The organism is Kitasatospora sp. NPDC052896, from assembly GCF_044547075.1.
Taxonomy (GTDB): domain Bacteria; phylum Actinomycetota; class Actinomycetes; order Streptomycetales; family Streptomycetaceae; genus Kitasatospora.
Map to the genome: position 1 here is coordinate 155,110 of NZ_JBITZU010000010.1, position 12,975 is coordinate 168,084.

11 protein-coding genes are annotated in these 12,975 nt (G+C 73.5%); 3 read left to right on the plus strand and 8 right to left on the minus strand.

What is annotated here, in order from left to right; translation table 11 throughout:
* The first annotated feature begins 48 nt into the window (after positions 1-48).
* On the plus strand, positions 49-1,023 hold the full coding sequence (locus ACIGXM_RS22010; RefSeq protein ID WP_396563365.1) for a hypothetical protein: 975 nt from the start codon (positions 49-51) through the stop codon (positions 1,021-1,023).
* Positions 1,024-1,243: 220 nt separating this feature from the next.
* On the opposite strand, the gene ACIGXM_RS22015 is transcribed toward ACIGXM_RS22010, so the two are convergent.
* From ACIGXM_RS22015 to ACIGXM_RS22025, 3 genes are read right to left on the minus strand one after another with little or no spacing between them, the layout of a single operon-like run.
* On the minus strand, positions 1,244-2,329 hold the full coding sequence (locus ACIGXM_RS22015; RefSeq protein WP_396563367.1) for a zinc-binding dehydrogenase: 1,086 nt from the start codon (positions 2,327-2,329) through the stop codon (positions 1,244-1,246).
* Positions 2,326-3,036, minus strand: a complete 711-nt coding sequence (locus ACIGXM_RS22020; RefSeq protein WP_396563369.1) for a phosphonatase-like hydrolase — start codon at positions 3,034-3,036, stop codon at positions 2,326-2,328. The genes ACIGXM_RS22015 and ACIGXM_RS22020 overlap by 4 nt, the downstream gene beginning before the upstream one ends.
* Before the next feature lie 16 nt (positions 3,037-3,052).
* The gene (locus ACIGXM_RS22025; protein ID WP_396563371.1) at positions 3,053-3,796 is read right to left on the minus strand and encodes a GntR family transcriptional regulator; all 744 of its coding nucleotides are present in this window, start codon (positions 3,794-3,796) and stop codon (positions 3,053-3,055) included.
* Positions 3,797-4,218: 422 nt separating this feature from the next.
* Here ACIGXM_RS22025 and ACIGXM_RS22030 point away from each other — a divergent pair, with 422 nt between their 5' ends.
* On the plus strand, positions 4,219-5,649 hold the full coding sequence (locus tag ACIGXM_RS22030; RefSeq protein WP_396563373.1) for an MFS transporter: 1,431 nt from the start codon (positions 4,219-4,221) through the stop codon (positions 5,647-5,649).
* A gap of 67 nt (positions 5,650-5,716) precedes the next feature.
* On the opposite strand, the gene ACIGXM_RS22035 is transcribed toward ACIGXM_RS22030, so the two are convergent.
* From ACIGXM_RS22035 to ACIGXM_RS22045, 3 genes are read right to left on the minus strand one after another with little or no spacing between them, the layout of a single operon-like run.
* Positions 5,717-6,784 carry an acyl-CoA dehydrogenase family protein gene (locus ACIGXM_RS22035; protein ID WP_396563375.1) on the minus strand — a complete coding sequence of 356 codons (1,068 nt, stop codon included), beginning with the start codon at positions 6,782-6,784 and terminating at the stop codon, positions 5,717-5,719.
* Positions 6,784-7,953 carry an acyl-CoA dehydrogenase family protein gene (locus tag ACIGXM_RS22040; RefSeq protein WP_396563377.1) on the minus strand — a complete coding sequence of 390 codons (1,170 nt, stop codon included), beginning with the start codon at positions 7,951-7,953 and terminating at the stop codon, positions 6,784-6,786. Before ACIGXM_RS22040 ends, ACIGXM_RS22035 begins: the two co-directional genes overlap by 1 nt.
* Positions 7,954-8,008: 55 nt before the next feature.
* Positions 8,009-9,202, minus strand: coding sequence for a CaiB/BaiF CoA transferase family protein (locus ACIGXM_RS22045; RefSeq protein ID WP_396563379.1), 1,194 nt, complete (start codon positions 9,200-9,202; stop codon positions 8,009-8,011).
* A 314-nt stretch (positions 9,203-9,516) separates the two neighbouring features.
* On the opposite strand from ACIGXM_RS22045, the gene ACIGXM_RS22050 reads away from it, so the two are divergent.
* A complete protein-coding gene (locus ACIGXM_RS22050; RefSeq protein WP_396563381.1) occupies positions 9,517-10,959 on the plus strand; it encodes a CoA transferase in 1,443 nt (480 codons plus the stop codon).
* Here the strand turns inward: ACIGXM_RS22050 and ACIGXM_RS22055 are convergent.
* Complete coding sequence (locus ACIGXM_RS22055; RefSeq protein ID WP_396563383.1) at positions 10,942-11,916, minus strand: LysR substrate-binding domain-containing protein; 975 nt, start codon at positions 11,914-11,916, stop codon at positions 10,942-10,944. The two genes, ACIGXM_RS22050 and ACIGXM_RS22055, sit on opposite strands and share 18 nt — an antisense overlap.
* 141 nt (positions 11,917-12,057) lie before the next feature.
* Positions 12,058-12,873 (minus strand): thioesterase family protein, encoded by an 816-nt coding sequence (locus tag ACIGXM_RS22060; RefSeq protein WP_396563385.1) that lies wholly within the window; start codon positions 12,871-12,873, stop codon positions 12,058-12,060.
* Positions 12,874-12,975 lie beyond the last annotated feature (102 nt).

Here is a 12,975-nt window from a genome sequence, read left to right on the forward strand (position 1 = left end):
TGATAGTGTCGCCACAAATTTGGTGTGACACCAAGATTTTGGGGCAGCATGACCATGACCTTCGGCATCTATCCCGGCGGCCTCCTGGGCGACGACCAGGGCATCATCCATCCGGTCCGACCGGACGAGCCGAACCGCGTCATCGACGCCCTCGACGAACTCCAGGGCGACGCGGCCACGTTGGCGGTGCGCGCCTACCGCTCGTTCGCCGCCACCGTGGCACCGCCGCTGCCCGCGCCCGCCGACCCGTACGCCTACCTCCGGCGCGGGCGCACCCTGGACCTCGTGCTGCAGTTCCGCGAGCCGTCCGGCGAGCTGGACGGCTGGCCGGAGTTCGTCCGCGAGGCCGTCCGGACCGGCGGACCCGAGCTGGCATCCGTCCAGATCTGCGAGGAGCCCAACCTCAACCTCCCCGCCGTCGACGGCAGCATCCCCAACGTCCTGAACGCACTCGTCCAGGGTGTCGTCGCCGCCAAGCAGGAGGCCCGATCCCTCGGCCACCGTGTGGCGGTCGGCTTCAACGCCGTGCCGACCTTCGACCCGTCCGACACCTTCTGGTCCGAACTCGGCGCCCTGGCCGACGCGCGCTTCCGGCAGAGCCTGGACTACGTCGGCCTGGACTTCTTCCCGGACGTGTTCCGACCCATCGCGGCCGACCAGTTGGCGGGTGCCGTCACCGGGGTCCTCACGGCGTTCCGCCGCACCAGCCTGCCGCAGGCCGGCATCCCCGACACCGTCCCGATCCGCATCTGCGAGAACGGCTGGCCGACCGGCCCCGGCCGCACCGAGCAGCGACAGGCCGCCGCCCTCGACACCGTCATCCGGACCGTCGCCGCCCTCGCCACCGACCTGAACATCGACGGCTACTCGCTCTTCGCCCTGCGGGACGCCGACAGCGACGCCGAAGGGCTCTTCCACCACTTCGGCCTGCTGCGCGACGACTACACCCCCAAGCCGGCCTTCACGACCTACCGGCAACTCGTCAGGGAACTGGACAGGGCGCCGGTCGGCCCGACTCGGTGACGTCGCGTCCGCCAGGGGGCGCGCCGCTTTCGAATCGGGCGGACGCCGAACCACCGTTCCCGGCGGTGATCCGCCGGTAGGTGGCCCCGCCCCGGGCGCGGGACGCCGCAGAGGTGCCCCCGGCCCGGCGGCGTGGAACTGCCGCCCGTCGCCCGCGACCTGGGCCGCGGGACCAGCCCGGGCGTCAGGCCCGGTGGACGGTGGCGAGCGCCGGCGGCGCTCAGCGCGGGGCGATCGAGTACCGCGGCTTCGTCCCGGGAGGTGCGAGCAGCAGGTCGCCGATCTGCTCCAGCGGTACGGGGTCGGCCACCAGGTCCTGCCAGGGGAACCGGTCGCGGGTCCGGGCCAGGAAGTCCAGGGCCGCGGTCAGGTGGCGCGGTTCGTAGTTGTGCACACCGACCACGGACAGGTGGCGGCGGACCACCGCCTCCGGGGCGAGGGCGACGGGCGCGTCGGGCAGGACGGCACCGGCGAGGACGGCGACGCCCTGGACGTCGAGGGTGCGCAGCCCCTCCTGGAGGGCCGCGGACGAGCCGGAGAACTCCAGCAGCACGTCGAACGGCTCCGTGGTGGGCATGGTCGGCCGGACGTCGGTGGCGCCGAACCGCTCCGCGAGCGCGCGCCGTTCGGCGTCGGGGTCGACCGCGGTCACCGAGCGGGCGCCGGCCGTGGCGGCGGCCGCGACCGCGGTGAGGCCGAGCATGCCGGCGCCCACGACGACGACCCGCTTGCCCGCCATGGGCGTTGCGCGTTCGGTCACCGCCATGACCGTCGCCGTGGCGCAGGCGGCGGGTGCGGCGAGGGCGTCCGGCAGGGCGTCGTCGACGGCGGCGATCGGCATGCCGGCGGGGAGCAGCACGTGCCGGGCGTAGCCGCCGGACAGTCCCCAGGAGGAGTCCCAGGACTCGTGGCCGGCCTTGCGTACGGTGTGGCACTTGGCGGTGATGCCGGCCGTGCAGCGGTCGCAGGTGCCGCAGGGGAGGGTCACCGACCAGATGATCCGCTGGCCGAGCCGCAGCTCCTGGCCGTCCACCGCGCGGGCCCCGCCCGCGCCGAACGCGACGATCTCGCCGACGGTCTCGTGGCCGAGGACCGAGGGGCAGGGTTGCACGCGTCGTCCGCTCACCGTGTGGCGGTCGCTGCCGCACACGGTGGCCAGGCGCACCTGGACCAGGACGTCGCCGGGGCCGAGGGGTGGCACGGGAACCGTTTCGAGGCGGACCAGGTCAGCGCCGTGCCAGATCGCCGCGAGCGTGTGGTCGAGCCGGTCCGTGACCGGGTCGGGGTGTGCGGTCCGGTCCGTCATGCCGCGACCGTCCGCGCGTCGCGCAGTCCGAGCAGCGCGGGCAGCGCGGCCACGGACGGCAGGAGGTGGGTGTGGCGGTGGGCGCCGAGTTCGGCCGCGTCACTGGCCCCGGACAGCACGCCGACGACGAACGCGGCGCCGGAGTTGGTGCCGGCTTCGAGGTCACGCGGGGTGTCACCCGCCACGAGCACCCGCCGCACGTCCTTGACGCCGGTCCGCTCCATGGCGGCGAAGATCATGAAGGGCGCCGGGCGTCCGGCCGGAACGTCGCTGCCGCAGACGACGGCGTCCGCCACCGCATCGCCCTGCCAGCCGAGCGCGGACAGCAGCGAGTCCACCACGTCACGGTCGAAACCGGTGTTGAGGGCGACCTTGATGCCGGCCGCCCGCAGCTCGGCGAGCGCCTCGGGCACGCCGGGCAGCGCCCGCGGCGGCTGCGCGGCGTACGCGGCGGTGAGCCGGGCCCGGAAGTCGGCGACGACCGGCGCCAGTGCCTCGTCGGTGAGCGGCGTGCCGCCGGGCGGGGTGAGCAGCGCGCGCAGCGCCTCGTGCTTGGCGGATCCGTGCCACCGGGCGATGTCGGCCGCCGACGGCGTCCCGCCGTGCGCGGTCACCGTCTCCTCCAGGACCCGGTAGACCGCCAGGCCCTCGTCGATGGTGGTACCGGCCATGTCGAGGACGACGAGGTCGGGCTGAGGAATGGTCATGGGTGGAACTCCGGTTTCAGGAACGGGCGTTGCGCATCAGGGTGGTGCGCACGTCGAGGGTGTTCTCCAGGGAGAAGCTGATGCTCTCGGGCCGGTAGCGGTCGTCGTGGTACTCGACGACCTCGCCGTCGGCCGTGCGGGCGGTGCGCTGCTGGCGCAGCAGCGGCGCCCCTTCGGCCACCTCGAGGTGGACCGAGTCGACCGGGTCGGCGCCGACCGCGTCGATGATGTGCGAGGCGGTGGCGAAGCCGATGCCGCGCGACTGCAGGTAGGCCCACATCGACCCCGAGTCGCAGTCGAAGTCGAACAGCAGGCGGCCGACGCGTTCGACGAACGTGGCGCGCTCCAACATCGTGAGTTCGCCGTCGAGGTAGCGCAGTCGCAGGACCTGCACGACGGGCGAGCCCTCCTCGACGCCCAGCTTCGAGGCGGTGAGCCGGTCGGCGGGGCGCAGCGCCAGCTCCAGCGTGCGCTGCCCGGGCGTACGGCCGATCGCTCGCGCCCAGGCCGAGTAGGACAGCAGCGTGTCGAACGGCTGCGGGATCGAGGCGGTGCGCACCACCGGCGGTTTGCCGGAGCCGCCGGCGATGACTCCCTCGGCCCGCAGGGCGGCCAGTGCCTGGCGGACCGGTCCGCGTGAGGAATTCCACTGCTCGCAGAGCTGGGACTCGGAGGGCAGTGTGGCGCCGACGGCCAGTTCACCTGTGCGGATCTGCTCGCGGATGCTCTCGGCGATAGCCGCATGCAATGCCTTGGACATGAGCCTGACTATACAGGTCGGGAACCGGTCGATGTCACGCCATGAACCTCGGCCAGAGCGCGCCCAGGTTGGAACTGCCCGGATCACCCCGGGTGATGTGGCGTGCGGCTGCGACTCCGGTGAACGGTGGCCGAACGCTGGGCGAAGCCGCCATTCAGCTGTTGACGGGCGTTGACCTGCCGACTCACGATACCTGTCATGACAGCTCTGGGTCGGCGCCGCGCCGGCCCGGCCGTCTGCGGCCACCCCGGCCACCCAACAGCTGGACCGGGATCCCGTGTGGAACCTCGCCGCCGTGCCGGTCGCCTCCGACGCGCCGGTCGGCACGCCATGACCAGCGCCTCTCCTCGGGCCCCTCTCACCAACCGTCCCATCGCCGACGTCACCCCGGTCGTCGGCACAACCAGTTCGGAGGCCGACGGGTGACCGTCAAATCCTCGAGTGCGACCATCGCGAAGTCCCTCGACGACGCGAAGCTCAGCGTGTTCCACCTCAAGGCGGCCGTGACCGCCGGAGCCGGCTTCTTCACCGACTCCTACGACCTCAACGTCATCGGAACCGTGACCCTGCTGATCACGCCGCAGTTCCACCTGGGCAGCGGTCAGGTCGCCATGCTGACGAGTTCGACCCTGCTGGCCGTGGCCGCGGGCGCGATGCTGTTCGGCCGCCTCGGCGACCTGCTCGGCCGCCGCCGGGTCTACGGGCTCGAGGCGATCCTGATGATCATCGGCGCGCTCGTCTCGGCACTCGCGCCGAACTTCGCCGTCCTGCTCGCCGGCCGGCTCATCCTCGGCATCGGCATCGGCGGCGACTACCCGGCCAGTGGCGTCATCATGACCGAGTACGCCAACGCGCGGAACCGCGGCAAACTCGTCGGACTCACCTTCGTCTTCTACGTCTTCGGACAGGTCTCGGCCTACCTGGTCAGCCTCCTCGTCCTGGCCGTCGGGGTCCCCGACGACCTCGCCTGGCGCCTGATCCTCGGTGCCGGCGTCATCCCCTCCCTGCTCGTGCTCCACCAGCGTCGCCACATGCCCGAGTCCCCGCGCTGGACGGCCGAGAGCGGCGACCCGGAGCAGGCCGCCAGGGACCTCGAGGCGTTCGCCCAGCGCACGATCACCGCCGAGCCGGCCCCCGAACCGGTGCGCGGTACCCGGACGGCCACCGCGCGCCTGTCGCGGCGGCGGATCCTGGTCACCCTCGCCGGCACCGCGGGCAGCTGGTTCTTCTACAACGTCGCGGTCTACGGCATCAACGTCAGCCAGCCGCTGCTCATCAAGAACATCGTGCCGCACGCCACCATGGTGACCAACGTCGCCCTGAACGCCGTGCTCGTGGTCTGCTTCAGCCTGGTCGGCGGCATCCTGGGCGTGGTCGCCCTCGACCGGCTGCGCCGGCGCACGCAGCAGGCCGTCGGGTTCGGACTCTGCGCCCTCGCCATGATGCTCATCACCGTCGTTCCCGGCCTCAGCACGACGGTCATCCCGTTCGCCGTCACCTTCGGCATGTCCCTGTTCGGAAGCATGCTCGGGCCGAACTACACCACCATGATCATTGCCGCGGAGTCGTTCCCGACCTCGATCCGCAGCACCTTCCACGGCCTCTCCTCCGGAATCGCCAAGATCGGTGCCTTCGGCGGAGCGGTCGTGGTCCCGCTGGTCCTGGCCGGCGGCGGGCTGCGGATCGTGACGCTGATCGCCTCCTGCTGCTTCCTGGCCGGCATCGGGACCACCTTCCTGGTGCGCGAGCCGCACGGGCTCACCCTCGACGACGTCAGCGAGGCCCTCGCGGTCGAGCCGGCGGGTCCGGCCGCCGCGCCCGCGGGCACCCCCGTCGAGGAGGCCCGAGCCTGACTTCCTCCCCTCCCCGCAGGGAGGGGATCCCCCTCAGCCTCGCGGGCGCGGGGTCAGGACGTGGCGGTCAGGGCGTGGCGGTCAGGGCCGGCCACAGGGTGGCGGCGGTGACGGACCGGGCCAGGCGGGCCGCCCAGGTGGTCTCGTCGCCGTCCTCGTCCCGCCAGGACCACAGGCGGGTGGTGGCCAGGTGGAGCGGGCTGAGTCTGGTGATGCCGATGGCGCCGTGCAGTTGGTGGGCGATCCGGGCGATCTCGGCGGCCGAGGCGGATGCCTGGGTCTTGGCGGCGGCGACGCCGAACCGGGCGGCGGGGCCGCCGGTGTCCAGCGGCGCGGCGGCGGCCCGGACGGCGGCGCGGACCAGGGCGCTCTCCTCGATCAGCCGGGCCTCCTCCTGCTTGACGGCCTGGAAGCGGCTGAGCGGGCGGCCGAACTGGGTGCGGGCGCTGGTGTGGGCGACGGTCAGTTCGACGCAGCGTTCGGCGGCGCCGGCGATCAGGGCAGCCCGGGCCAGGGCCGCGCGGAGTTCGGCTTCCTCGAACAGTTCCCGAGGGATCCGGCGGACCTGCGCGGCGGGGATCTCGAGGGCGGCCAGGTACAGGTCGTCACGGGGTTCCTCGGCGAGGTTGCCGCCGGGGGTGAGGACGGCCCGGCCCGGGGCGAGGGTGAAGAGGACGGGACCGAAGGGGGCGGTGGCCAGCACGATCACGCGGGTGGCGGCGCGGGCCCAGGGGACGCGCCGCAGGGTGCCGGTGACCAGCAGGGTGTCATCCTCGCCCACGCTGCCGGCCGAGCCGACGGCGGAGGCGGCCGGATGGGCGTGGCGGATCGTCAGCTCGGGCGCGATGGCGTAGCTGAGCGGACCGTCCGGGACGGCGAGGCCGGCGCGGCGCAGCAGCGGGCGGGCGACCAGGGCGGTTTCGGCGAACGGGGCGGGGACGGCGCGGCGTCCGGCTTCCTGGGCGGCGGCGAGGAGTTCGGCCGTGCTGGCGTCGGGGGACGGGAGGGCCACGGCGTTTGGGGCGGTGGTGTTGGTGACGACGGCGATGGCGTCCGGCTCGGCGAAGAAGGCCGCGGTGTCGTAGTCGGCGGCGGAGATGACGGGGGTGTCGGTGACGATGGTGTGGGTGTTCATCAGTGCTGCTCCAGACCACGAGTGATGATGCCGCGAAGGATTTCGTTGGTGCCGCCGCGCAGGGTGTAGCCAGGGCTGTGCAGCAGGGCGAAGGCGAGCAGTTCGGAGTGGCTGCCGGGAGTGGCGTGCGGGTCGGCCGGCGTCGGCAGCACGCCCCGGACGGTGTCGATCAGCGTGCCCTCCAGGCGGGTGCCGAGGTCCTTGACCAGGGCGGCCTGGGTGTCGGGCGAGGCCGCGGCGTCCAGTGCGGCGGCCACGCCGAGGGAGAGCCGGCGGACGCTGTGCAGCCGGGCCGTCAGGATGCCGAGCTGGGTCGGTTGTTCCGCCGTCACGGCGCGCTGCTCGAGTTCACGGAGCAGGGAGACCAGCAGCGGGAAGGTGGAGAGGTAGCGTTCCGGGCCGCTGCGTTCGAAGGCCAGCTCGCCGGTGACCTGCTTCCAGCCGTCACCCTGACGCCCGAGCAGCATGCCCTCCGGGACGTCGACGCCCTCCAGGTGGAAGGCGTTGAAGCGGTGCTCGCCGCTCATCAGGTGGATCGGCTCGATCCGCACGCCCGGGGCGCGCAGGTCGACGATGAACTGGCTGAGGCCGGCGTGCCTGTCCTCGGCCTCGTCGGTGCGGGCGAGCACGATGGCGTAGTCGTTGGCGTGGGCGCCGCCGGTCCACATCTTGGTACCGGTCAGCCGCCAGCCCCTGGCGGTGCGTTCGGCGCGGGTGCGCACCGAGGCGAGGTCGGAGCCGCTGCTCTTCTCACTCATGCCGATGGAGAAGAAGCACTGTCCGGCGGCGATCCTGGGCAGGAAGAAGCGGCGCTGCTCCTCGGTGCCGTGCCGCAGGATGGACGGGCCGGCCTGCCGGTCGGAGACCCAGTGCGCGCTGACCGGGGCGCCGGCGGCGAGCAGTTCCTCGATCACCACGTAGCGCTCCAGGAAACCGCGCCCCGCGCCGCCGTACCCGGTGGGCAGGGCCATGCCGACCCAGCCGCGCTCGGCGAGGCGCCGGCTGAAGGCGGGATCCCAGCCGGCCAGCCAGGAGTCGGGGCGGCCGAGCACGGTGCCGCGGGCGCGCTCCTCGTCGAGGAAGGCGCGGACCTCGGTGCGCAGCAGGCGGGCCGGTTCGGGGAGAAAGACCTCGGGGAACGCGATCGGGGAGAGCTGGGGTGTGGGCATGGTCCATTCGCTTCCGTGTCAGTGATGCCGCGGTGTTCGGATGTGGGAAGTCCGGTCAACCGGCGGGGTGCAGGAGGGCGGGGTCGAAGCCGCACTCGCGCAGGACCTCGTCGGTGTGCTGGCCGATGGCCGGGCAGGGACGCAGCTGCGGGTTCGGGTCGGCCGAGTAGCGGACCGGACGGCCGATGACCCGGTAGCGGCCCTCGGTGGGGTGATCGGCTTCGTGCAGCAGGCCGCCCTCGCGGGCGTAGGCGGTGGTGGCGGCGGACTCCAGGTCGAGCACCGGCGCGGCGGCGATGCCGACCCGGTCGCAGAACTCCTGCCACTGGGCGCTGGTGTGCCGTGGTGTCACCTCCGCCATCAGCCGGTAGAGCTGGTCGGCGTTGTGGGCCCGGTCGGGGCCGGTGGCGAAGCGCGGGTCGTCGGCCAGTTCGGGACGGTGGACGAAGGCGGTGAAGTCCCGCCAGTTGCGGTCGCTCTGCGGCAGGATGCACATCCAGCCGTCGGCGGTGCGCTGGGCGCGGCGCTCCGGGCTGAGCGAGCGCGTCGAACCGAAGGCCCCGTCGGGCTCCAGAGCGGCCGCGCCCAGGTGCTCGACCAGGTTGAAGGCGAGCATGGTGTCGACCATCGGGACCTCGATGTGCTGGCCGGTGCCGCCGTGCTCCCGGTAGTGCAGCGCGGCCAGCACCGACTGGGCGATCTGCATGCCGCAGATCTTGTCGGCCAGCAGGGTGGGCACGTAGTGCGGCTGGCCGGAGACCTGGTGGTTGAGCCAGACCAGGCCGCTGGCCGCCTGGATGATGTCGTCGTAGGCGGCGTGGGTGCCGTAGCCGCTGTCGCCGCGGAAGCCCTGGGCGTTGGCGTAGATCAGCCCGGGATTGGCGGCCGCGACCGACCGGTGGTCCAGGCGGAGCCGGGCCAGGGCCTGCGGGCGCAGGTTGGTGATGAAGACGTCGGAGGTGCGGAGCAGCGCGAGCAGGGCGTCGCGCCCGTGCGGGGCCTTGAGGTCGATCACCGCGCTGCGCTTGTTGCGGTTCAGGTTGAGCGCCGCGCCGCCCATGCCGGGATGGCGCCGCGGCGGGTAGTGACGCGTCATGTCGCCGGCGGGCGGCTCGACTTTGATCACGTCGGCGCCCAGGTCGCCGAGCTGCTGGGCGGCGTACGGGGCCATGATCACGCTGGCGAGTTCGACCACGCGGACTCCGGCGAGGAGTCCTCGCCCGGACGGGGCGCACGGCTGCTCGGTCATCTTGCCTTGTCTCCTGGGGTCTCGGGTGGGGTGGCGCCGGACGGGCGGCGGGCGGTTGGCGCCACGCCGCCTCGTTCCGGTCTCCAGAGAACCCGGCGCAAACGGGCGCCGTCCAATACGAGTTGGGCGCCGAATCGATAGGGCGGAGGATATTCCCGCGACGCGATCTCGGGTCATAGGGCAGGGCATATCGGTGCCTCGGCGAACTGGTATTGGACGGTGCGAGCCGAACCGGCTGTTCTGGTGGAGGCCGCCCGGATCGGGGCGGCCGCCGCGTCGGACGCGGCCCGTCATCACCCCGAAGAGAGCCGGACATGGCAGTCGAGCAGCAGCAGAGGAAGCAGCGGGGCAGCAGTGGCACGGCGTACGGCGCCCTGGCGGGCCTGTACCGCGAGTTGGGGATCACGGCGGCGGACGCCGGCGGCACGGTGACGATCTCCGGGGCCGACCCGGTGACGCCCTCGGTGCACCGGATCGGCGACGCGGCGGCAGCCGCGCTGGCCGCGCTGGGCACCGAGGTCGCCGCCGTCCACCGGGAGCGTGGCGGCACGGCGCAGGACGTCACGGTCTCCGTGCGGGCGGCGGTGCGTCAGCTGATGGCGGTGTTCTTCACCCGGATGCGGGGCGTGCCGGTCAGGCAACTGCTGGAGGACCCCAACCTCCTTGGCAACAGCGACTTCTACCGCGCCGCCGACGGCCGCTTCGTCTACGTGCTGCTCTCCTACCCGCAGCTGCGGGACATCGCCTGCCAGGTGCTGGACTGCCCGCCGGACCGGGAGCGGATCGCCGCGGCCGTCGCCCGGTGGGACGCGCTGGGGCTGGAGGACGCGATCTGCGCGCGGGGCGGCACCGCGATCGCGGTGCGGACCCGGGAGGAGTGGCGGCGGCATCCGCAGGGCCGGCTGCTGGCGGACGGGCCGCTGATCCGGATCGAGAAGCTCGGGGAGAGCGCGCCGGAGCCGTTCCGGGCGGCGGGCGGCGGCCTGCCGCTGGCAGGGGTGCGGGTGTTGGACAACACCCATGTGATCGCCGGCCCGATCGCCGCGCGGATCACCGCCGAACTGGGCGCGGAGGTGCTGCACATGTCCGCGCCCAGCCACCCGGACCCGGTCGGGATGATCGTCGAGACCGGTATCGGCAAGCGCGCCGCCTTCTGCGATCTGGTCGACCCGGCCCAGGCCACCGCCTTCTGGTCCACCCTGGCCGGCGCCGACCTCTACGTCTGCAACTACCTGAACCTGGACGGCAAGGGCTTCGGCCCGGCGGCGCTGGTCGAGCGGCGGCCCGGACTGGTCGTGCTGGACTTCCACGGCTGGGGTACCGAGGGCCCCTGGGCGCGACGTGGCGGCTTCGACCAACTGGCCTCCGCCGCAACCGGCTTCGCGGCCGAGGAGGGCTCCTTCGACGCGCCCCGACTGCCCCCGACCCATCTGCTCAACGACTATCTCGCCGCCGTGCTGGGCACCGCCGGGGCACTGGAGGCACTGCGCCGCCGGGCCCGGGAGGGCGGCAGCTACCGGGTCCACGTCGACCTGGCGAAGGTCTGCATGTGGGTGCAGGACCTCGGCCTGCTGCCCCGCGGGCAGGTGGCCGGGCTGCCCGCTCCCGACCCCTCGCGGCCCGGGGCCGAACTGGCCACCGTGCACGGGCCGTTCGGCGAAGTCTGCTACCTGCCGACCCAGGTGGGTTACTCCTCGCTGGTGCCGCGCCTGGCCCGCACCGCGGAGCCGCTGGGCGCCTCACCGCTCGCCTGGTGACGGCTCCCCACTCTCGGCACCGGGATCCGTTTCCGGTGCGCGCGCCGCCCCGGGGCCCTCGATCTCGATGCGGTGACGTTCCATCAGCTCCAGCAGGGTGACGACGGCCGGGTCGGCGTCCGGGCGGCTCAGCGCCGCCACCGTGGTCACCAACCGGTCGGCGTCGCCCTCGAGCGGGACGAAGCGGACCATGGAGTGACCGAGCGCCGCGACCCGCTCCGGGACGAAGCTGCAGCACACCCCGGCCGCGGTGTAGCCCAGCATGCTGGTCAGGTCCTCGGCCTGGGCACGGCTGCGCGGGATGAAGCCGGCCTCCCGGCAGGCGTCCTGTGTCAGCTCACGGAACCGCGACATGGCCTGCGGGTCGGCGGTGACGAACTCCTCGTCACGGAGCCGGGGGAGCGCAACCGAGGCGGCTCCGGCGAGCGGATGGCCGAGCGGGACGGCCAGCACGGTGCGCTCCTGGGCCACCTCCCGCACCTCCAGACCCGCGAGGTCGGCGACCGGCAGCCGGACCAGCGCCAGGTCCACCGCCCCCTGCCGGACCTGCTCGGCCAGTTCGGCCGAGCCCCGCTGAAGGACGTTCAGTTGGATGTTCGGCACCTCCCGGGCGGCCACCGCGAGCAGCCGGGGCAGGTGCCAGTAGCCGAGGCTGCTCACACAACCGACCTGGACGGTGCCCTCGATGCCCCGGGAGATCCGGCGGACCCGCGCCACGGCCGCGTCCTGCGCCGCCAGCAGCCGGCCGGCGTCCGCCGCGAAGGCCGCCCCGGCCGCCGTCAACCGCACACCCCGACCGGTGCGTTCCAGCAGCAGCACGCCGAGGCCGCGCTCCAGCCGCTGGATCGCCTGGCTGAGCGGCGGCTGACTCATCGACAACCGCTGGGCGGCCCGGCCGAAGTGCTGCTCCTCGGCGAGCACCACGAACTGCTCGAGCAGGCGCGGGGTGAGCTCCATGACCGTCACCCTAAGGCGCGCGGCGAGAAAGGATCAAGAAAAGGTGGATCAAGGGCGCGGTGATCGCGGAGCCGCCACGACGGCCCCGCCCCCGTGCCGGGCGCGCCGAGCCTCGACGTTCCGCCAACCCTCGACCACCCGTCAGCGCTCCGCGACGAACAGCGTCTGCAGCACCCGGCCGCAGTCGCCCAGCTCGTCGTCCAGCCGGCCGAGCGCCAGGCCCGAGCCCGCCGGGCTGGCGGTGGTCGCCGCGCTCAGGCAGAGCCACTCGCCGACCGGGTCCCGGTGCAGGGCCAGCGTGACATCGGTGTTGATCACCTGCTGGCGCACGTGGTCCAGCTCGAAGGCCACCGCCCAGTTGCTGTCGGCCAGGGTGAGCGCGCGGGTCAGCGGGGTGTCCGCCTCGCCCGCCACCAGCGGCACCCGCTGGCGGGCCCAGGCCGTGCCGGGGCCCGGCCGGTCGAAGTCCTGGCCCGCCGGCCAACGCCACTCCATCGCCGAGACGTAACCGTCCAGGTAGGCGCCGCGCAGCGCCGCCGGGGGCTGCGGCCCCGGCAGCGGCGGCGGGCCCGGCTCGGGGCGCAGCGACGGCGTGTCCCGCGGGCTCGCCGTCACCCGCCAGGCGCGGGCCAGCATCACCACCTGGCCGCGCGCCGTGATCTCACCCTCGAGCAGCTCGGTGCGCGCGCCCGAGCGGACGGTGCGCACCGCCACCGTCAGTTCGTCCACCGGTACCGGGCGCGGAATCTCCAGCGTCACCCGGGCGATCCGCGACCCCTCGCGCGCCTCGTGCCGCTCCAACGCGCGGCCCAGCAGCGCGGACGGCGGGCCGGCGTGCTGCGCCTTCGGGCTCCACGGCCCCGCCGTGTGCCCGGTGCTCTCGAACCGGCCCTCGCCCAGCGCCCGGTAGAACGAGCCCGACCCTGCCCCGGAAGCCTCCGCAGCCCCTGCCGCCATCCCGTACGACCCCCTCGATCGCGCGACGTGTCCGCCGCGTCTCGACGATAGGCGATGCGGACCGCCCGGCGAACGCGGGTTCGCCCGTTACTCGGTCACCGC

Bases quoted from the DNA above. Each gene is read 5' to 3' on its own strand.
- ACIGXM_RS22060 (WP_396563385.1), bottom strand. From the start codon at position 12,873: ATGGCGGCAGGGGCTGCGGAGGCTTCCGGGGCAGGGTCGGGCTCGTTC.
- ACIGXM_RS22025 (WP_396563371.1), bottom strand. From the start codon at position 3,796: ATGTCCAAGGCATTGCATGCGGCTATCGCCGAGAGCATCCGCGAGCAG.
- ACIGXM_RS22045 (WP_396563379.1), bottom strand. From the start codon at position 9,202: ATGACCGAGCAGCCGTGCGCCCCGTCCGGGCGAGGACTCCTCGCCGGA.
- ACIGXM_RS22050 (WP_396563381.1), top strand. From the start codon at position 9,517: ATGGCAGTCGAGCAGCAGCAGAGGAAGCAGCGGGGCAGCAGTGGCACG.
- ACIGXM_RS22015 (WP_396563367.1), bottom strand. From the start codon at position 2,329: ATGACGGACCGGACCGCACACCCCGACCCGGTCACGGACCGGCTCGAC.
- ACIGXM_RS22040 (WP_396563377.1), bottom strand. From the start codon at position 7,953: ATGCCCACACCCCAGCTCTCCCCGATCGCGTTCCCCGAGGTCTTTCTC.
- ACIGXM_RS22010 (WP_396563365.1), top strand. From the start codon at position 49: ATGACCATGACCTTCGGCATCTATCCCGGCGGCCTCCTGGGCGACGAC.
- ACIGXM_RS22055 (WP_396563383.1), bottom strand. From the start codon at position 11,916: ATGGAGCTCACCCCGCGCCTGCTCGAGCAGTTCGTGGTGCTCGCCGAG.
- ACIGXM_RS22035 (WP_396563375.1), bottom strand. From the start codon at position 6,784: ATGAACACCCACACCATCGTCACCGACACCCCCGTCATCTCCGCCGCC.
- ACIGXM_RS22020 (WP_396563369.1), bottom strand. From the start codon at position 3,036: ATGACCATTCCTCAGCCCGACCTCGTCGTCCTCGACATGGCCGGTACC.